This is a genomic window from Micromonospora sp. DT62, assembly GCF_049847285.1.
Classification (GTDB): Bacteria; Actinomycetota; Actinomycetes; order Mycobacteriales; family Micromonosporaceae; genus Micromonospora; species Micromonospora reichwaldensis.
Genome location: NZ_JBNCOB010000022.1, coordinates 16,222 through 34,082 on the forward strand (window position 1 = coordinate 16,222; position 17,861 = coordinate 34,082).

General features: G+C 75.0%; 19 protein-coding genes. 10 read left to right on the plus strand and 9 right to left on the minus strand.

What is annotated here, in order from left to right; all coding sequences use genetic code 11:
* Positions 1–2 precede the first annotated feature (2 nt).
* The 4 genes from ACPXCB_RS24545 (at position 3) to ACPXCB_RS24560 (ending at position 3,338) form a co-directional block, all read left to right on the plus strand.
* On the plus strand, positions 3–1,211 hold the full coding sequence (locus tag ACPXCB_RS24545; RefSeq protein WP_425877862.1) for an RNA-guided endonuclease InsQ/TnpB family protein: 1,209 nt from the start codon (positions 3–5) through the stop codon (positions 1,209–1,211).
* 150 nt (positions 1,212–1,361) lie between these two features.
* The gene (locus ACPXCB_RS24550; RefSeq protein ID WP_425877863.1) at positions 1,362–1,970 is read left to right on the plus strand and encodes a hemerythrin domain-containing protein; all 609 of its coding nucleotides are present in this window, start codon (positions 1,362–1,364) and stop codon (positions 1,968–1,970) included.
* A gap of 110 nt (positions 1,971–2,080) precedes the next feature.
* Positions 2,081–3,076: a LysR family transcriptional regulator gene (locus ACPXCB_RS24555; protein ID WP_425877864.1), complete on the plus strand. Its 996-nt coding sequence runs from the start codon at positions 2,081–2,083 to the stop codon at positions 3,074–3,076.
* Between the two features lie 19 nt (positions 3,077–3,095).
* Positions 3,096–3,338 carry a hypothetical protein gene (locus ACPXCB_RS24560; protein WP_132237913.1) on the plus strand — a complete coding sequence of 81 codons (243 nt, stop codon included), beginning with the start codon at positions 3,096–3,098 and terminating at the stop codon, positions 3,336–3,338.
* Between the two features lie 48 nt (positions 3,339–3,386).
* On the opposite strand, the gene ACPXCB_RS24565 is transcribed toward ACPXCB_RS24560, so the two are convergent.
* The 3 genes from ACPXCB_RS24565 to ACPXCB_RS24575 are packed head-to-tail and all read right to left on the minus strand — an operon-like array spanning position 3,387 to position 6,473.
* Positions 3,387–3,737, minus strand: a complete 351-nt coding sequence (locus ACPXCB_RS24565; RefSeq protein WP_425877865.1) for a DUF3140 domain-containing protein — start codon at positions 3,735–3,737, stop codon at positions 3,387–3,389.
* The gene (locus tag ACPXCB_RS24570) at positions 3,737–3,904 is read right to left on the minus strand and encodes a hypothetical protein (RefSeq protein ID WP_425877866.1); all 168 of its coding nucleotides are present in this window, start codon (positions 3,902–3,904) and stop codon (positions 3,737–3,739) included. The genes ACPXCB_RS24565 and ACPXCB_RS24570 overlap by 1 nt, the downstream gene beginning before the upstream one ends.
* A gap of 13 nt (positions 3,905–3,917) precedes the next feature.
* Positions 3,918–6,473 carry an ATP-dependent Clp protease ATP-binding subunit gene (locus ACPXCB_RS24575; RefSeq protein WP_425877867.1) on the minus strand — a complete coding sequence of 852 codons (2,556 nt, stop codon included), beginning with the start codon at positions 6,471–6,473 and terminating at the stop codon, positions 3,918–3,920.
* Positions 6,474–6,667: 194 nt separating this feature from the next.
* Between ACPXCB_RS24575 and ACPXCB_RS24580 the strand changes: the two genes are divergently transcribed.
* The 5 genes from ACPXCB_RS24580 to ACPXCB_RS24600 all read left to right on the plus strand — a co-directional run bounded on the left by ACPXCB_RS24580 (position 6,668) and on the right by ACPXCB_RS24600 (position 12,053).
* Entirely contained in the window at positions 6,668–7,066 is a 399-nt protein-coding gene (locus tag ACPXCB_RS24580; RefSeq protein ID WP_425877868.1) for a hypothetical protein, read from the plus strand.
* A gap of 133 nt (positions 7,067–7,199) precedes the next feature.
* Positions 7,200–7,460 carry a hypothetical protein gene (locus ACPXCB_RS24585; RefSeq protein WP_089000636.1) on the plus strand — a complete coding sequence of 87 codons (261 nt, stop codon included), beginning with the start codon at positions 7,200–7,202 and terminating at the stop codon, positions 7,458–7,460.
* 9 nt (positions 7,461–7,469) lie between these two features.
* Positions 7,470–8,726: a hypothetical protein gene (locus tag ACPXCB_RS24590; RefSeq protein ID WP_425877869.1), complete on the plus strand. Its 1,257-nt coding sequence runs from the start codon at positions 7,470–7,472 to the stop codon at positions 8,724–8,726.
* Positions 8,719–11,391, plus strand: coding sequence for an FtsK/SpoIIIE domain-containing protein (locus ACPXCB_RS24595; RefSeq protein ID WP_425877870.1), 2,673 nt, complete (start codon positions 8,719–8,721; stop codon positions 11,389–11,391). The genes ACPXCB_RS24590 and ACPXCB_RS24595 overlap by 8 nt, the downstream gene beginning before the upstream one ends.
* Complete coding sequence (locus ACPXCB_RS24600; RefSeq protein ID WP_151454311.1) at positions 11,388–12,053, plus strand: hypothetical protein; 666 nt, start codon at positions 11,388–11,390, stop codon at positions 12,051–12,053. Before ACPXCB_RS24595 ends, ACPXCB_RS24600 begins: the two co-directional genes overlap by 4 nt.
* 142 nt (positions 12,054–12,195) lie before the next feature.
* Here the strand turns inward: ACPXCB_RS24600 and ACPXCB_RS24605 are convergent, their stop codons facing one another.
* Together ACPXCB_RS24605 and ACPXCB_RS24610 are read right to left on the minus strand one after the other, a co-directional pair.
* Positions 12,196–13,464 carry a cupin domain-containing protein gene (locus tag ACPXCB_RS24605; RefSeq protein WP_425877871.1) on the minus strand — a complete coding sequence of 423 codons (1,269 nt, stop codon included), beginning with the start codon at positions 13,462–13,464 and terminating at the stop codon, positions 12,196–12,198.
* Positions 13,465–13,473: 9 nt separating this feature from the next.
* Positions 13,474–13,761 carry a hypothetical protein gene (locus ACPXCB_RS24610; protein WP_425877872.1) on the minus strand — a complete coding sequence of 96 codons (288 nt, stop codon included), beginning with the start codon at positions 13,759–13,761 and terminating at the stop codon, positions 13,474–13,476.
* 236 nt (positions 13,762–13,997) lie between these two features.
* Here ACPXCB_RS24610 and ACPXCB_RS24615 point away from each other — a divergent pair, with 236 nt between their 5' ends.
* On the plus strand, positions 13,998–14,777 hold the full coding sequence (locus ACPXCB_RS24615; RefSeq protein WP_425877873.1) for a PIG-L deacetylase family protein: 780 nt from the start codon (positions 13,998–14,000) through the stop codon (positions 14,775–14,777).
* Positions 14,778–14,871: 94 nt separating this feature from the next.
* Here the strand turns inward: ACPXCB_RS24615 and ACPXCB_RS24620 are convergent, their stop codons facing one another.
* From ACPXCB_RS24620 to ACPXCB_RS24635, 4 genes are all read right to left on the minus strand, one after another.
* On the minus strand, positions 14,872–15,300 hold the full coding sequence (locus ACPXCB_RS24620) for a DUF2267 domain-containing protein (RefSeq protein WP_425877874.1): 429 nt from the start codon (positions 15,298–15,300) through the stop codon (positions 14,872–14,874).
* A 301-nt stretch (positions 15,301–15,601) separates the two neighbouring features.
* Complete coding sequence (locus ACPXCB_RS24625; protein ID WP_425877875.1) at positions 15,602–16,474, minus strand: DUF72 domain-containing protein; 873 nt, start codon at positions 16,472–16,474, stop codon at positions 15,602–15,604.
* Between the two features lie 48 nt (positions 16,475–16,522).
* The gene (locus ACPXCB_RS24630) at positions 16,523–16,921 is read right to left on the minus strand and encodes a TraR/DksA family transcriptional regulator (protein WP_425877876.1); all 399 of its coding nucleotides are present in this window, start codon (positions 16,919–16,921) and stop codon (positions 16,523–16,525) included.
* A 162-nt stretch (positions 16,922–17,083) separates the two neighbouring features.
* A complete protein-coding gene (locus tag ACPXCB_RS24635) occupies positions 17,084–17,722 on the minus strand; it encodes a uridine kinase (protein ID WP_425877877.1) in 639 nt (212 codons plus the stop codon).
* Positions 17,723–17,861 lie beyond the last annotated feature (139 nt).

Genomic DNA, 17,861 nt, shown 5'->3' on the forward strand with positions numbered 1-17,861 from the left:
AAGTGACCTCAAGGGTGAAGCGGGCATACAAGTTCCGCTTCTACCCGACTGCTCAGCAGGAAGAGCTGTTGAGCCGAACGTTCGGGTGTGTGCGCAAGGTCTACAACCTGGCCCTGCACGCCCGGACCGAGGCGTGGTACCAGCGGCAGGAACGGGTCAACTACAACGCGACCAGCGCGATGCTGACCGCTTGGAAGAAGACTGAGGAGTTGGCTTTCCTCAACGAGGTCTCCTCCGTGCCGCTGCAGCAGACGCTGCGGCATCTGCAAGGCGCCTTCGCGGCGTTCTGGGACAAGCGCGCCCGCTATCCGCGCTTCAAGGCCAAGCGTAGGTCGCGAGCTTCGGCCGAGTTCACCCCCAGCGCGTTCCGCTGGAGAGAAGGCCAGCTCACTCTGGCCAAGATGACCGACCCGTTGGCCATCGTCTGGTCGAGGTCGCTGCCCGAAGGGCAGTCCCCGTCCACCGTGACCGTGTCCCGTGATTCGGCCGGCCGCTGGTTCGTGTCCCTGCTCTGTGAGGACCGGATCGAGACCCTCCCGGCCGCCGAGAGCGCAGTAGGCATCGATGCCGGCCTCGAGCACCTGCTGACCCTGTCCACCGGGGAGAAGATCGCCAACCCCCGGCACGAACGGGCCGACCGCACTCGGCTGGCCCGCGCCCAGCGAGAGCTGGCACGCAAGGAGAAGGGCTCCCACAACCGGGCCAAGGCCCGGCTCAAGGTGGCCCGCGTCCACGCCCGCATCGGCGATCGCAGGCGTGATCACCTGCACAAGCTCACCACTCGACTCGTGCGCGAAAACCAAACGCTCGTGATCGAGGACCTGACTGTGCGCAACATGGTCCGCAACCACCGCCTGGCCCGTGCCATCAACGATGCGGCCTGGCACCAGTTCCGCGAGCTGCTCACCTACAAGTGCGCCTGGTACGGCCGGAACCTCACCGTGATCGACCGCTGGTACCCCTCCTCCAAGGTGTGCTCGACCTGCGCAGCCGTCGCGCGGAACATGCCGCTGAAAGTGCGGGCCTGGACGTGCCGGTGCGGCACCACCCACGACCGCGACGTCAACGCGGCACGCAACATCCTGGCCGCCGGGCTGGCGGCTGCTGCCTGTGGAGCCGGTGTAAGACCTCAACGGGAACCCTCCCGGACGAGGCGGTCGGCGATAAAGCAGGAAACCCCTGGGGCGACCCAGGGAACCCGCGCCCTCTAGGGCGGGGAGGATGTCAACGGTTCTTCATACCAGCCGGATCGACCGGCACTCGGCGGCCGATCCAGGCGGTTTCGCCGCCGACGCCGCCGGGTACCGCCGCTCGCGACCCGCTCCCCACCACCTGCACCGCCCGCCACAGAGGAGGGCACCATGACCGTTCCCCTGCCACCGCTGCCGCCGACCGGAGAGGACGAGGGCTTCCGGCCGGGCGGCCGCAGCATCGCCGACATCCTCGACGCCGAGCACCGGCAACTGCGGGAGCTGCTGCGGCGGCTCACCGACCCGGACCCGGAGCCCGCCCCCGAGCGCGGCCTGGAGGTGCTCACGGCGGCGCTGTCGCGGCACCTGTCCGCCGAGGAGCAGTACCTGCTGCCCGCCGTCCGGGCCGCGCTGCCCGACGCGGCGGAGCGGATCGACCGGGCCATCGCGGACGACCGGGCCCTGCTGACCGCCCTGAAGGCGCTCGCCGACGAGGGGCTCGCCGACGTCGCCGCGCGGGTCCACCGCCACGTCGAGGAGGCCGACGCGCTCGTCGCGGCGCTGCGCGAGGTGGCCAGCGCCGAGGAGCTGATCCGCCTGGGCAACCGGCTGGAGATCGCCGAGGAGGCGGCGCCGACGCGCCCGCACCCCGGCACCCCGGCGACGCCGCCGTGGAACCGGGTCGTCGAGCCCGCGGTGGGCGTCGTCGACAAGGTCCGCGACGCCGTCACCGGCCGGCCCACCTACCTGGCCGACCTCACCGAGCGGCCGCCGGGCTGAGCCGGCGGCGGGCGCGGGCGCGGCGCGCCGGAGCAGATCGGGCACACATTGGGGGGCGTTGATCCGTTCAGGGCCTTCCGTCGGCCGCTACGGGGTCATACCGTCACGGTATGAATCTGGAGCTGCGACACCTGAGGGTGGTCTGCGCGATCGCGGAGACGGGGAGCGTGACCAAGGCGGCATCGACGCTCGGCCTGGCCCAACCGGCACTCACCGCCCAGCTCCAGCGCATCGAGCGGACCCTGGGCGGGCCGCTGTTCGAGCGGGACCGCCGCGGCGCCCGTCCGACCGCCCTCGGCGAGCTGGTGCTCGCCCGGGCGCGGGTGCTGCTGCCGGCGATGAAGGGCCTGCAGGACGAGGCGGCGCGGCTGGCCGGGGCCGGGGACGCGCCCCGCCGCTACCGGTTCGGCGGGGTGAACAGCCCCATCCTCGGCCGGCTCGTGCACCGGCTCGCCGCAGAGCCCCCACCGGCCCAGATCACCACCCACGCCTCCTGGTCGGCCGACGAGCTGGCCCAGCTCGTCGCGGGCGGCCGGCTGGACTTCGCGCTGATCGGGGTGTGCGGCGACGCGGCCCCGCCCGCCGAGCTCGGGTTGAGCTGGCGGGAGGTGGCCGTCGACCCGGTGCTGGTGCTGCTGCCGGAGCAGCACCCGCTGGCCGGGCACGCCGAGGTGGGCCTGGTGGACCTGAGCCACGAGCAGTGGGTCGCCGCCCCCGGCGACGGCTGCTTCGGCGACTGCTTCGCCGCCGCCTGCGCCCGCGCCGGTTTCACCCCCCGCAAGGTGTACGAGACCGACGTGCGCTGCTGCATCGACATGGTGGACTCCGGCGAGGCGATCGCGCTCTGCCAGGCCACCTTCCGCCCGGTCGCCGGGTTGGTCACCCGGATGCTGACGGGGACGCCGCTGCGCTGGCGGCTGATGCTGGGCTGGCATCCCGACTCCCCCGCCGCCCGCGACGCCGAACTGGTGCTGGAGTTCGCGCTGGCCGCGTACACCGACTCGCTGGCGGCGCACCCGGAATACCTGGCCTGGCTGCTGCGCAACCCGAGCTACGGGGCGCGGCGGCTGACGGCCGCCGGGGCCGACGGGGTGCGAACGGCGTAGCGCCGGGTATCAGGCGGACATGACCGATGCCTACCCCGCCGCCGACGATCGGGAGATCCTCCGGCAGGCCGCCGCCACGCACACCGCCGCCGCCCGCGACGTGGAGGCGTTCCTGCGTCGCCTGCCCGAGGTGCCCGACCCGGCGGACGTCACGGAGTACGCCAACCTGCTGACCCGCGAGGAGCGGGCGCGCGCCGACCGCGAGGCGGCGGCCGACGCCGCGGGCCTGACGATCGGCAGCCTGGAGAGCGACCACGGTTGACCACGGCGGGCGGCGCCCGGTCCTCCCGGGCACCGCCCGACCGCCGGCTCAGCGTTCGACGAGGACGTCGTGGCCCAGGTCGAGCAGGGCGTGCCGCCACTCGTCGTCGGCGTTGCCGCGGGGCGGCTTCTCGTCCAGCAGGGACTGGATCTCGTCGATCGCGTCCCGCATCAACCGGATGTCCTCCGGCGTGAGGTCCACCTTGCGTTTGGCCAGCACCCGCAGGATCCGCCGGCCCATCCCGGGCAGGTCGAGGTCCGGGTCGGGCCCGAACGACTCCTCCCCGGAGCCGCGGGTGAGCAACCACTGCCGCAACTGCTCCGACGGGACGTTCACCTGGGCGTGGAAGTCGTCCCAGAGCACCTCCACCTCGGGTTCGAGCCGCTGCTCGCGTACCATCAGCCCTCCTCTCGACGGCGGCGGTCGGACTCCGCCGGCTCCGGGTCTTCGCCCTGCTGGCCCACGCCCTCCGGCGGCATCCGCACCCGGGCGGGGTTGGCGGTCGGCGGGGCCACGATCGGATCGCTGCGCTCACTCTCGTCCCGGGTCTCCTCGGGTTCGCTCATGTCCGACCTCCGGTCATCGGGGATGGGACGTCGTGGCCGGGGTGTAGCCGCGCTCGCCGGCCGTCACGTCGAAGGCGAGTCGCCCGTCACGGGCGTCCACGGTGATCTTCTGGCCGGGTGAGACCGCCGACTCCAGCAGCATCCGGGACAGTTGGTTGTCCACCTCCCGCTGGATGACCCGGCGCAGCGGCCGGGCGCCGAACTCCGGCTGGTAGCCGTGCTCGGCGATCCAGTCGACGGCGGCGGTGGTGAAGTGGACCTGGATGTCCTGCGCGTGCAGGCGGCGGCGGGTCTCCTCCAGCAGCAGGCCGGTGATCTGGCGCAGCTGCTCGGCCTCCAGCCGGCGGAAGATGATCACCTCGTCGATGCGGTTGAGGAACTCCGGCCGGAAGTTCTCCTGGAGCCGGCGCATCAGGCGCTCGCGCAGTTCGTCGCGCTCCTGCTCGCCGCCCTCCGCGCCGGTGCCGAACCCGACGGCGCGCTGGGCGCCGGTGATCAGTTCCGAGCCGAGGTTGCTCGTCATGATCAGTACGGTGTTCTTGAAGTTGACCGTACGGCCCTGGCTGTCGGTGAGCCGCCCGTCGTCGAGCACCTGGAGCAGGATGTTGAACACGTCGGCGTGGGCCTTCTCGATCTCGTCGAGCAGCACCACCGCGTACGGGCGGCGGCGGACCGCCTCGGTGAGCTGGCCGGCCTCCTCGTAGCCGACGTACCCGGGCGGGGCGCCGACGAGCCGGCTGACCGTGTGCCGCTCCTGGAACTCGCTCATGTCCACCCGGACCATCCGGTCGGCCTCGCCGAACAGTGCCTCCGCGAGGGCCCGGGCCAGCTCGGTCTTGCCGACACCGGTGGGCCCGAGGAAGAGGAAGCTGCCCATCGGGCGGTCCGGGTCGGCCAGCCCGGCACGCGAGCGGCGGACCGCCTCGGCGACCGCGGTGACCGCGTCCTCCTGGCCGACCACCTTCTCGTGCAGGTGGCCCTCCAGGCGCAGCAGCCGGTCGCGTTCCTCCTCGGTGAGCTGGCTGATCGGGATGCCGGTGGCGCGGGAGACCACCTCCGCGATCTCCTGCGGCCCGACGGCCGGCACCTGCGACGGGCCGTCCTCGTCGCCCCGGGCCCGGCGGATCTGCTCCTCCAGCTCGGCGAGCTGGTCGCGCAGCGCGGACGCCTTCTCGTACTGCTCGTCGGCGACAGCCTGCTCCTTGTCCCGGCGTACCTCCTCGAGCTGTGTCTCCAGCTCCCGCACGTCGGACGCCGGGGTGCGGGTGCGCAGCCGGACCCGGGCGCCGGCCTGGTCGATCAGGTCGATCGCCTTGTCCGGCAGGAACCGGTCGGTCACGTACCGGTCGGACAGCTCGGTCGCGGCGACCAGCGCCTCGTCGGTGAACCGCACCTGGTGGTGGGCCTCGTAGCGGTCGCGCAGGCCGCGCAGGATCGCCACGGTGTCGTCGACGGTGGGCTCCGGCACGAACACCGGCTGGAACCGGCGGGCCAGCGCCGCGTCCTTCTCGATGCTCTTGCGGTACTCGTCCAGCGTGGTCGCGCCGATCACCCGCAGTTCGCCCCGGGCCAGCGCCGGCTTGAGCATGTTCGAGGCGTCCATGCCGCCCTCGCTGCCCGCCCCGCCCGCACCGACCAGGGTGTGGATCTCGTCCAGGAAGACGATCAGCTCGTCGCGGTGCGCCCGGATCTCGTCGATGACCTTCTTCAGCCGTTCCTCGAAGTCGCCCCGGTACCGGGTTCCCGCCACCAGGCCGGCCAGGTCGAGCTGGATCACCCGCTTGCCGAGCAGCGTCTGCGGCACGTCGCCGTCGCAGATCCGCTCCGCCAGGCCCTCCACGATCGCGGTCTTGCCGACGCCGGCCTCGCCGATGAGCACCGGGTTGTTCTTCGTCCGCCGGGACAGGATCTCGACGGCCTGCTCGATCTCGTCGGCCCGGCCGATCACCGGGTCGATCTGGTCGTTGCGGGCCAGGTCGGTGAGGTCCTGGCCGTACTGGTCGAGGGTGGGCGTGCCCCGGTCGGGCTTCGGCCCGGTCATCGGCCCGCGCTCGGCGCTGGCCGCCTGCAACGACTCGGGTTGGATCCGGCCGGCGGCGAGCATCCGGCCGGCCGGGGACTCCGGGTTCAGCGGCAGCGCCATCAGGATGTGCTCGGGGCCGATGTAGTTGGCGCCCATCGCCCGGGACAGCTGGTGGGCGTCGAGCAGCGCCCGCTTGGCCGCGGGGGTGAGCGACAGGTTGGGCGGCACCTCGCCCTTGGGCGCGCCATCGCCGCGCCCACCGAGCGCGTTGAGCAGCGTGTCCGGGTCGGCGCCGGCGCGCCGGACGAGGTCGCGCAGCGGTTCGCGTTGCAGCGCGGCCCAGAGCAGGTGGTCGGTGTCGAGGTCGCTGCTCTTCCGTTGGGCGGCCCGGCGGGCCGCGTCGGCCAGCATCTCCCTGGCGTCGGCGGTCATCAGCCGGGTGATGTCGACCCGGTGCGCGGGTCGGCGCCCACCCTCGCCCCGGCCGAAGTACCGGGCCAGGAACTCGTCCCAGGGGTCGGAGCCGAAGTCACCGGGTCCCATCATGTCTGTCCTCCGCAGTCGGGCGCGACGGTCGCCAGGGGCTACCCGGCGGTCCGCCCGACAAACGCCACCACCCGCGCCGCGACCCGCCCCGAGGGTCCCCCGGGCGATGTGCGAGGAAGGCCCCCTTGTCAACGCCTGCGGTGGCGGAAGGGTCCCTTCCTTGCACATCGGGCGGTGGGTGGGAGGCTGGCGGGATGGAGCCGACGATGCCGCTGCTGATCGTGGACGCCGCCAACGTGGTGGGATCCCGCCCGGACGGTTGGTGGCGGGACCGCGCGGGCGCGACCGCCCGGCTGCGCGACTCGCTGGCCCCGGTGGCCGCCGCCGGGCTACCCCCGCAGCTGCCGCCCCCGGTGGAGGTGGTGCTGGTGGTGGAGGGCCGGGCGCGGGACGTGGCGGGCACGGCCGAGGTCCGGGTGGTGGCCGCGCCCGGGTCCGGCGACGACGCCGTCGTCGACCTGGTCGCCGCCGCGCCGCAGCGCCGACGGCTGGTCGTCACCGCCGACCGTGAGCTGCGGGAACGCGTCGTCGCGCAGGGCGCGGAGGTGTACGGGCCACGCTGGCTCCGGGACCGGCCGGCACCGCCCGGGTAGTCCCGTCAACCGGACTACCGGCGCTTCCGGTCGACAACCGGTCAGCGGGGCAGGAACACTGACAGGGCGGATGTTCTCTCACCGTGAGGGATAGGCTCTAATGGAGGCCTCCCCGCCCCCAGGAGGTTTCGCCGTGGCGAGCGTCGCCGAGCTCAAGGCAGCCATCGATGTCGCGCTCCAACAGATCGGCGACGGCCAGAGCGCCGTGCAGGCGGCCGGGGAGAAGCTGGCCGAGGCGCAGCAGACCCTGGCCGGCGCGCTGGAGGGCAGCGGGCACGAGACCGTCGAGGCGGCCCAGTCCTCGCTGACCCAGGCCAGCCAGGAGCTGGAGGAGTGCCTCGCCGCGACACTCGTCGCCGTCGAGCAGGCGCAACTCTACGTCGCGACGCTCTGAGGCTCGGCCGTGTCCATCGTCGAGGACGTCGGCGCGCAGGTCCGCGCCGCCGCCGATGACCTGCCGCTCGCGCAGCTGGCTCTGGCGCTCGAGAAGTTCGGGCTGGCCGCCGAGCGGCTGCGCTGGGTCCGCCAGGAGTCGGCCGACCCGATGGGGGTGCCGGAGCTCTCCGCCGCCACCGAGCACGCCGAGACCGCTGGCTACGCGTTGCGCGTCGCGCAGGAGCAGCTCTCGGCGTACCTCGCCGCGATCGGGCTGGCCGGCGACGGCTCCCCCGCCCCGGGGCCGCAGGAGCAGCAGCGCCGGCCCGCGCACGACGCGCCGCGCGAGGCGGCCCCCGGGGAGCCGGCGCCGGAGCCGGCCGCCAGGACGACGCCCCGCCGCTGGTGGGCGGTACGGGTGGCCGAGCTGACGGGCGGCCGGGAGGGCGCGCCCGAGCAGCCCGACGAGAAGATCGACGACGCCCGGGAGCTGCTGCGCCGGGTCGTCGGCGGGGTCCGCGCCGGCGACCGCGACCGGCTGCACACCGAGCTGCGTCGCGCGCACGCCGACGTCGGCCTCGGCCTGGCGGCGGTCGCCCCGCCGCTGCTGCGCGAGCTGGCCGGGGAGCTGCTCGGGCACCCGCCGCGCGCCGAGGACCTCGGACGGTTGCACCGCGAGCTGGACGGCCGGGTGCGGGACCTGCTGCCCGGCCTGCCCCCCGCGGTGCTGGACACCCTGCTGACCCGGATCTGCCGGATGCCCCCGCCCCGGCGCGGCGAGGCGGAGCAGCCCCACGCCGCCGACCCGGCTGTCACCGCGGGGGTGCTCACCGGGGTGTTGCTGGCCCGGCTCGGCCGGGACCTGCCCACCGACGACGAGCGGGCCCGGCAGGCCGAGACGGCCCGGGAGCGACGCGCCGCCGCCGAGCGGGACCGGCAGGCGGAGACGGCCCGCGACCGGGCCGACGACGCCGAGTGGCAGCGACGCGCCGCCGCCGCGAAGGGCCGGGTGGCCGCCGCGCGGGAGCGGGTCGCGGCGGCCCGGGACCGGGCGGAGGCGGCACACGACCAGGCGACCGCGGCCCGGGAGCGGGCGGCGACCGCCGGCCGACCCGGCGGGTCGACGGGCGATGGCGGCGCGCCGGCGCGCCGCGGTGGACCGGCCGCCGATGGTGCCGCCGCGGAACGGCCCGGATCGGCCGGCCGCGTCTGGTCGAGCCCGCCCGCGGGCCGGCCGGCGTCGGGCGGCACCCCGGGCCCGCGCGGGCGGGGCGTCGATGGCTGACCGGCGGAGTCAGCTGGTCACCCGGGTCAGGGGCATGCTGGGCGAGGCCCTCGGCGCCACCCGGACCCGGCTGTCCAGCGCGCAGGCCGAGCTGACCACGGCCCGGGAGCGGCTGGCGAAGGTCCGGCGGGCCGCGTCGGTCGTACCGGAGCGGGTGGGCGCGCAGCGCGACCGGCGGCTGGCCGAGATCGACGATCGGCACGCCGCGCGGATCGCGGAGCTGGCCCGGCGGGCGGCGGACGCGGCGCAGCGGGAGGCCCCCGGGGCGGCCTCCGCGGACTGGACGCGGTGGCGGCCGACCCCGACCCGGCGGGCCGAACCGCCGGGCGCGCTGCGCATCGGCACGGTACGCATCCCCGGCGCCGAACCGGTTCCGGCGCTGGTGCCGCTGCTCGACGCCGGCCACGTCGAGCTGACCGGGGACGACCGGGAGGGCTGCGACGCGGTGGTGTCGGCGCTGCTGCTGCGCAGTGTCGGGCGCGCCGATCCGGGCGCCGTACGGCTGGTCGGCTACGACCCCGAGCACCTGGGCGGCGGCCTGGCCGGTTTCGCTCCCCTCGGCACGGCCGGGCTGCTCACCTTCGTCGGCCCGGGCGGGCTGGCCCGGCTCCTCGACGACCTGGTGGAGCAGATCCGCCGGATCAACGAGACGGTGCTGGCCGGGGAGTACGTCTCGCTGCGTGAGCTGGCCGCCGCCACCGGTCGCCGGCCCGAGCCGTGGCGGGTGGCGGTGCTGCTGGGCGGGGACGAGCTGTCGCGGCACGAACGCGGCCAGCTCGACCGGGTGGTCCGCACCGGGGCGGCCTGCGGCGTGCACCTGGTGGTGCGGGGCGTGTCGCTGCCCGAGGATCCCACCGTGACCCGGGTGGGCGCGCACGCCGACGGCGCCCGGATCGGCGGGCCGAACGGCCTGCCCGTACGCCTCGACCCGCCGCCCCCGCCGGTCCTGGTCACCGAGACCTGCCGGGAGGTGGCGGCGCGGGTCAACGCCGGCCCCGCCCCGACCCCGTTCACCGACCTGCTGCCGCCGGTGGAGCAGATGTGGCGGGAGGACTCCGCCACCGGGCTGACCGCCCCGATCGGCGAGGGGCCGCACGGCCGGCCGGTGCTGCTCACCCTGGGCGACTACCCGCCGCACGCGTTGATCGGCGGCCCGTCCGGCACCGGCAAGACGAACCTGATCTTCGCCTGGATCGGCGCGCTGGCCGCCCGCTACTCTCCCGCCGAGCTGGAGTTCTACCTGCTGGACTTCAAGGAGGGGGTGTCCTTCGCCCGGTTCGCCAAGGGCCGGCGGGACCCGAGCTGGCTGCCGCACATGCGACTCGTCGGCATCAACGTCAACACCGACCGGGAGTTCGGCCTGGCGTTGCTGCGCTTCCTCGCCGAGGAGCTGCGCCGGCGGGCCGACGCCGCGAAGAAGCACGAGGTCACCAAGCTCGCGGAGCTGCGCGCGGTCGACCCCACGGGGCACTGGCCGCGGATCGTCGCGGTGGTCGACGAGTTCCAGATGCTGCTGGCCGGGCGGGACGTGGTCGCCCGGGAGGCCGCCGACCTGCTGGAGGACCTGGCCCGGCGCGGCCGGTCCCAGGGCATCCATCTGGTGCTCGCCTCGCAGGACGTACGCGGCATCGAGGCGCTGTGGGGCCGGCCGGCCCTGGTCGCGCAGTTCACGTTGCGCATCGCGCTGCCGAAGGCGCTGCGGATCCTCGCCGAGCGCAACGACGCCGCCCAGTCCCTGCCGCGCCACCACGCGGTGGTCAACGCGGAGTCCGGCATGGCGGAGGGCAACCAGGTGGCCCGGATCCCGTCGGCCAGCGACTGGGAGACGTGGAGCGAGTTGCAGCACCGGCTGTGGCGGATGCGCCCGCAGGACGCCGCCCCGGCCCGGCTCTTCGACGGCGACGCGATCCCCCGCCTCGCCGACGCGCCGGACTTCCGGGCGCTGGCCGCGCCGGAGACGGGGCACCCGCGTACGCCGGTCGCGCTGCTCGGCGAGATCATCGACGTGCAGTCCCGCTCGGCGGCGTTGCGGCTGCCCCGGGCTCCCGGCCGCAACCTGGCGGTGCTCGGCACCCGGGTGGACGAGGCGTGCGCGGTGCTCGACGCGGCGGCCCGATCCCTGGCCCGCCAGCACCGCCCCGGCACGGCCCGGTTCTCAATCGCCTGCCTCGACCCGGACGCCGACCCGGCCGCCCGGTCCCTCTACGAGGATCTCGCCGACGACGCCGCCTGGTACGACGAGGAGACGGTCGGCGAGCTGATGGCCGAGACCGCCGAGGGGCTCGGTGCGCCGGGCATGCCGCACTACCTGCTGCTGTTCGCCGTCGACGCGGCGGCCGGGGCGTTGGCCACGCGGATCGGCCGGCGCACCGGGCTGGAGGAGCTGCGCCGGATCCTGCACGACGGGCCGGAGCGGCGCACCCACGTGCTGGCCTGGTGGCGCGGCGTCGCCCGGATGCGGGCCGACCTGGGCGGGCCGGCGGCCCGGACGGACCAGATCGGCGCCTGGGTGGCGCTGGATGCCCACGGCGGCGAGCTGGGTTCGTCGCTGTATCCGGGCACCGGTGGCCCGGACTGGTATCCCCGCCCCTGGCGGGGGCTGTTCTTCGATCGGGCGGTGCACCGCACCGGCCAGGTGATCATCCCCTACGGGCCGGCGCGATGAACGAACCGGTGACCAGCGAGTCGTACGCGGCCCAGATCCGTCGGCTGGCCGAGCTGAGCGCGCGGGTGCGCGTCCAGCGGGCCGAGGCGCACACCTGGCACGCCCAGCAGTGCGCGGCGGCCGAGCGGGCCGTCGCCGAGGCGGAGGCCGAGCTGCGGCGCGCGGAGCGGGAGTTGGTGGACGCGCGGGAGGAGCAGGAACGGGTGGACGCCGAGGTCGCCGACCTGTGGCAACTGCTGCGTGGCCGGCTCGGCGGCTCGGGTCGCCGGGCGGGCGGGCCACCGGCGCCGGTGCCCGGCGCGACGGGCGACCCGGCTCCGCTGCTGGCCGGCGTGCGGGACCTGCTCAACCGCACCCGCCAGCCGGGTGACCTGCCCGGCTCGGTCAACCCGCTGCTGGCGTTGTGCGGGGTGGCGGGCGCGGTGCTCGCGTACGCCCTCGGTGGCGCGGCCCGGGCGGCGGGCGAGCGGTACGGCGGCGAGCTCGGGGTCGGGCTGCCGGTGCTGGCCCTGGTGGTGACGCTGCTGGGTCCGCTGGTCGGTCTGGTGCCGGCGAAGGTCCTCGCCGACCGTCGGCACGCCGTGCTCGGCCCCCGGCCGATGACCGTCGTGCTCGTCGCCGGGCTGGTCACCACGGTGGCGCTGCTGGTCGCCGGCCGCTGAACCACGACTCCGCCGCCGTGCCGACGCCGGCCGCTGAACCACGACTCCGCCGCCGTGCCGTCGCCGGCCGGCCGGCCGGCCGGGCGGGCGCGCGGCCGGCGGCAGCCGAGGTCGTCGCCCCGCCGCCGAAGCGGTGGCCCGCTCAGGCGGGGACCAGCACCGCCTCGCGCAGGAGGCGGCGGGCCAGGGTGAGCCGGTCGGCGTCGTCGGCCAGGCCGGGCAGGTCGCCGACCCGGACGGACCCGGCGCCGAGCAGGGCGTGCACGGCCGGCGCGCACGACGCGGGCAGCGTGATCGTGCGGTCGAACAGCACGAGCGCGACCTGGTCGCCCCGAGGGGTGAGCCGCCAGCGCAGGCCGGGTCGCGGGGCGAGACGGGTGTCGGCGTCCAGCGCCGCCAGCGCGGCGGCCTGGGCCAGGGGTCGGATGGGCGCGGGCCGGGCGGCCGGCCAGGCGCGCTGCCGCAGCCGGGCGGCGACGGCCGCCGGGTCGGCCCGCAGCAGCCAGTCCCGCAGCGCCTCCACCGTCTCGGTCAGCTCCGGCTCGATCGCGTCCGGATCGGCGACGTCGGTGCCGAACGGCAGCGTGGCGCGCAGCCGCGGGTCCTCGGCGGCGAGGGCGAGCAGCTCCTCGACCAGGGCGTAGCGGGTCAGCGCCCGGACGCCGACGGTCAGATGCAGCGAGCTGGACTCCTGGGCCTGCGCGCTGTGCAGCCAGCCGCGGGGCAGGTAGAGCGCGTCGCCGGGGGCGAGCACGACGTCCAGCGCGGCGGGCCCGTCGGCGGTGGCGGCGACCTCGTCGGCCCGGCCGCCCCACGGCTGCTTCTCCAGCGGGTCCGGCAGCACCGGCGGGTGGATCCGCCAGTGCTTGCGGCCGTCGACCTGGAGGACGAAGACGTCGTGGGTGTCGTAGTGGGTGGCGAAACCCTGGCTGCCGGCGGGGGTCAGGTAGGCGTTGACCTGCAACGGCTGCCCGACGGCGGTGCCGAGTTCGCGGGTGAAGTCGGTCAGGGCCGGCCAGGTGCGGTGCAGACCCTGCAGGACGAGGGTGGCGCCGCCGGCGTACAGCTCCAGCACCCGCTCGTCGAGGACCTGGTCGGCGATCTCGGCGCCGGCGCCGCCGCCGCCGGTGAAGCGGGCCGCCGGCACGAGCTGGCCGTCCTTGGCGATCCGCAGGAACGGCGTACGCAGGCCGCGGCGGCTGAGCAGCTCGTCGGCGTCGGCGGGGCTGAGCAGGTCGGTGAAGCCGGCCGAGTTGGGCAGTTCGTCGGCGCGGGAGAGCAGCGGGGTGCGTCCCCAGTGGGCGGCGGCGAACTTCGCCGGCTCGACCGACACGCAGCGGGCGAGCGCGGCCGCAGCCTCGGACGGGACCGCCGGGCGGCCGTCGCCGCCCGGCGGGTCGATGTCGGTCACGGCGATCCGTCAGGCGCTGCCGTCGGCGCCACCGTCGTGCTGGCCCGGCGTGGCACCGCCGTCGGCGGGACCCTCCGCGCTGCCGTCGGCGCCACCGTCGTGCTGGCCCGGGGTCGCACCGCCGTCGGCGGGACCCTCCGCGCCCTGGTCGGCGCCCTGGTCGGCGCCACGCTCGGCACCGCGGTCGGCACCGCCGTCGGCGCCACCGTCCTGCTGGCCCGGGGTCGAGCCGCCGTCGGCCGGGCCCTCGGGGCCGCCACCGCTGCTGGTCTGCATGTCGTCGTCGTTGAGTGCCATCGGTGCTCCCTAGGGATGTGCCGCCCCGCCGTTACGCCGGGGTCCGTCGTGCAGCGGGTGGTACCCCACACGCGATCTTCTCTAACCACACCGTAGACGTCCTTTCCGGTTCACACCGGTGGTTCGCCGTGCCCGGCCAGGGACGCCAGCAGGCACGTCGCAGCCCGCGGTGCGGGTCGGACGTCGACGGCGCCGGGGTTCGCGCCGCCCGGCGCGGCAGCCCCGACGGTGACAGGATGGTGCTGCCCGAGCAGGAGGTGGCGATGACCGAGCCGACCGGGCCGCGCCCGCTGGAACCGGTGACCGAGCAGTGGCAGCGCGCCCTGGCGATCGTGGCGCACCCCGACGACCTGGAGTTCGGCGCCGCCGCCGCGGTCGCCCGCTGGACGGCGCAGGGCAGACAGGTCGTCTACTGTCTCGTCACCAGCGGCGAGGCCGGCATCGACGCGCTGCCCCCGCCGCAGGCGAGGGAGGTCCGGGAGCGGGAGCAACGCGAGTCCGCCGCCCTGGTCGGGGTGAAGACCGTGGAGTTCCTCGGCCTGCCCGACGGCGTCCTGGAGTACGGCGTGCCGCTGCGTCGCGCCCTGGCCGGGGTCGTCCGCCGGCACCGCCCCGAGATCGTCCTCACCAACAACTTCCGGGACACCTGGGACGGTGCGTACGCCCTCAACCAGGCCGACCACATCGCCACCGGCCGGGCAGTGCTGGACGCCGTCCGCGACGCCGGCAACCGGTGGGTGTTCCCGGAGCAGCTCGTCGACGGGATCGAGCCGTGGAACGGGGTGCGCCAGGTCTGGGCCGCCTCCTCACCCCTCGCCGCGCACGGGGTGGACGTCACCGACACCTTCGCGCGGGGCGTGGCCTCGCTGCGGGCGCACGACGCGTACCTGAGCGGGCTGGGCGACGGCAGCTTCGACCCCGAGGAGTTCCTCGAAGGGCTCTGCCGCCCCGTCGGCGCCCGACTGGGCGTCCGCCACGGCACCGCCTTCGAGGTCTTCCACTTCGACCTCTGGTAACGACAGGCCGACCCCTGACCCCGGTACGGCCGGCGTGAACGGCCGCGCGGTCCGCTCCGCCGGGCGGAGCGGACCGTCGCGGACGTGCGGCGCGTCAGGGAAGCATGTTCGCCATGTCCCGGGGCATCGTGGCCTTCACGTCCTCCCACTCGCCCTGGGTCACGTGGCGGCGCAGGGTGTCCAGCACCACCTGCACCACGCGCTCCGGCCCGCCCTCGGCGTCGTACGGGAAGCCCTGCCGGACCTCCAGCAGGAAGTCGTCCCGGTTGAGCTTGATCGGCACGTCCGACGGCTTCCAGCCGTCGAAGTAGATCCCGCGCACCAGCACCGGGAGCTGCGCGGCGAACTCCACGCTCTCCTGCACCGGCATCCGGTCGCGCAGCAGGTGCAGCACCGTGCGCAGCGCGCAGTAGGACTGGTTGCGTTGCGCCTTGGGCCAGCCGTAGGCCTGCTCGATGTCCTTGAGGATCAGGTTGGTCTTGTCCATCGAGGACTCGAACGCGGAATGCAGCTGCTCAGCCATCTGTCCACCCCCGTACGTCGGTCTCCCACCGTCGGTCGTCGTCACGTCGCGGCGGCCCCACCGGGCCGCGCGGCTGCCGGGTCGGACCGACCCGGGCGGGGCGCGGCGCCCACCGGGCGTCGGGGGACGACCCGACGACGTGCAGCACGGGGCCGCGTCGTCGACCCGGGACCACCCGAACCGTCATCTCCACCCACCTCCGTGGTGTCGCCTGCCGCGGCCACGGTCGGCCGCACACACCGTCCATGCTGCGGGGCGCCGGGGTGAGCGGCCCTCACCCCGATGGAGTGAACCGCCCGGCTCAGGCCGCGTCGAGCAGCCCGGCGAGGGTCGCGGCGTTGGTCTGCGCGTAGTCCCGGTAGCAATTGTTCATCAGGACGTGCGTCTCCCTGGCGGAGCCGGCCAGCTCGCGCAGCTTCGGCGCCCAGTCGCGCAGCTCCCTCTCGGCGTAGCGGTAGCCGAACTTCTCGTGGATGTCCTTGCTGGTCCACTTGTCGCTGTGCCCGTGGAAGCGGACCACCGCGAGGTCCGCGGTGGCGGCGAGCACCGGGGGCACCGACGAGCGGTGCCCCTGCGGCATGTCCACGCAGACGTACGACAGCCGGTGCTCGCGCAGGAAGGCGAGGGTCTCGTCGGCGTTGTCGCCGTCGAACCAGGAGGCGTGCCGGAACTCGTAGACCGGGCGCAGCGGGGCGCAGCGCTTCGCCACCTCCAGCAGGTACTGCTTGTTGTCCCGCTTGATGGTGAACCAGGGTGGGAACTGGAACAGCAGCGCGCCGAGCTTGCCCGCCTCGACCAGCGGGTCCAGCGCGGCGAGGAAGCGCGTCCACACCTCCTCGTACGCCTGCGGCGGCAGGTCGTCCGGGTACAGGTTCTTCTTCCCCGTGTCCGGCCGGAGGTCCTTGTAGAGCGCGCCGACCCGGGTCGGGTGCCCGGTGAGCAGGCTGAACGCCTTGACGTTGAAGGTGAAGCCGGCCGGGGTGCGCTCGGCCCACAGTCTCGCCGTCCGCTCGGCGGGCGGCGAGTAGTAGGTGGCGTCGACCTCGACCAGCGGAAACTGGCGGGCGTAGTACGCCAGCCGCTTCTCCGGGGTGTCGGCGGTCTGCGGGTACCAGCCGGAGTCCAACAAGGTCCGGTCGGTCCAGGAGGCGGTGCCGACCTTGATCTCACCCATCAGTCGACCTCGCCGCGGTCCGGACCGACCGGCAACCGCTGGTGGGGATCAGGCCGCCCGACGTTCCCGGTGCTGCTTGCACTGCACGCAGGTGGTGGCGGAGGGAAAGATCTCCAGCCGCTCGACGGGGATCGCCGAGGTGCAGCCCTCGCAGAAGCCGTAGGTGCCCTCCTCCAGCCGGGTGAGGGCGTGCTCGTACTGGGCGCGGCGGTCGAGGATGGTCCGCAGCAGGGACTGCGCGGTGTCCCGCTCCGCCGTCTTGGTGCCGCTGTCGGCCTGGTCGTCACCGGCGGTGTCACCCACCTCCACCAGCCGCAGCACCTGGCTCTGCAGCACCGCCTGCTCGTACTCCGCGGACATCTCGTCGTAGCGGGCCTGCAGGGAGCGCCGGATCTGGTCGATCTCCGCCTGGGATCGGCCCGTACCGATCGTGTCGTGGACGAGCATCGCTGCCTGCCTTTCTGGCCTGGAGGATCCGCCGGGGCACCGGGTACGTGCGCCCGGCGCCGTGGTGGTCTGCGCGCGGGCGGATCACCCGCGCTCTGTGAGCCGGGCGAATACCCCGGCACGCCGACGGTCAAACCGACTATTTTCCGCCGTGCCACGGCGTCAGGGCGACACCGGGGACTCCACCAGCGCCGGGTGCCGGGGATCGTCGGCGCGGACCACGACGTCGGCGAAGGAGGCCGGTGCGACCTCGTCGGCGTACCGGGCGAAGGCGGGCAACGTCCACCGCTGCGCGGGATCGGTGCGCCGGGCCAGGGCGGCCGGGGAGAGCACCAGGTGGACCGTGACGTCGAAGGGCAGGCCCCCGCCGAGCAGCAGTGCCCCGCTGACCAGCACGACTCCCCCGGGCGGCAGGTCGACGTACGCGGCGCGGCTGGCCCGGTCGGTGGTGGCGTCCCACAGCGAGGGCAGCACCCGCCCCGAGCCGCCGGGCCCGGCCGGGTCGAGCACCTCCCGGCGCAGCCCCGGCTCGTCGACCCAGCCCTCGTAGAACGCGTCGGGGTTGGTCCGGCCGAACTCGAGGCGCACCGACGCGGGGCGGAGGAAGTCGGCGGCGCGTACGTGCAGCACGGGCCGGCCGAGCGCGCGCAGCGGGTCGACCAGCGCGGCGGCGAGTTCGTCCGGGCCGGCCGCCGGGGCGCCGTCGACGGCCACCCGCAGCCGGCCGGGCGTGTCGGCGCCGGCGAGGCGCTCGGTCAGCTCGGCGACGAGCAGCTCCGGGGAGATGGGTCGGATCCGCATCCGACCATGGTGCCCCGCCGGCGGCCCCGGCCGGGACGCGGCGGCCGGTGCCCGCCCGGCCGGTGCTCACGCGGCCGGTGCTCACGCGGCCAGCAGCTCGCACGGCCGGTGCTCGCGCGGTGGACGGTGCTCGCGCGGT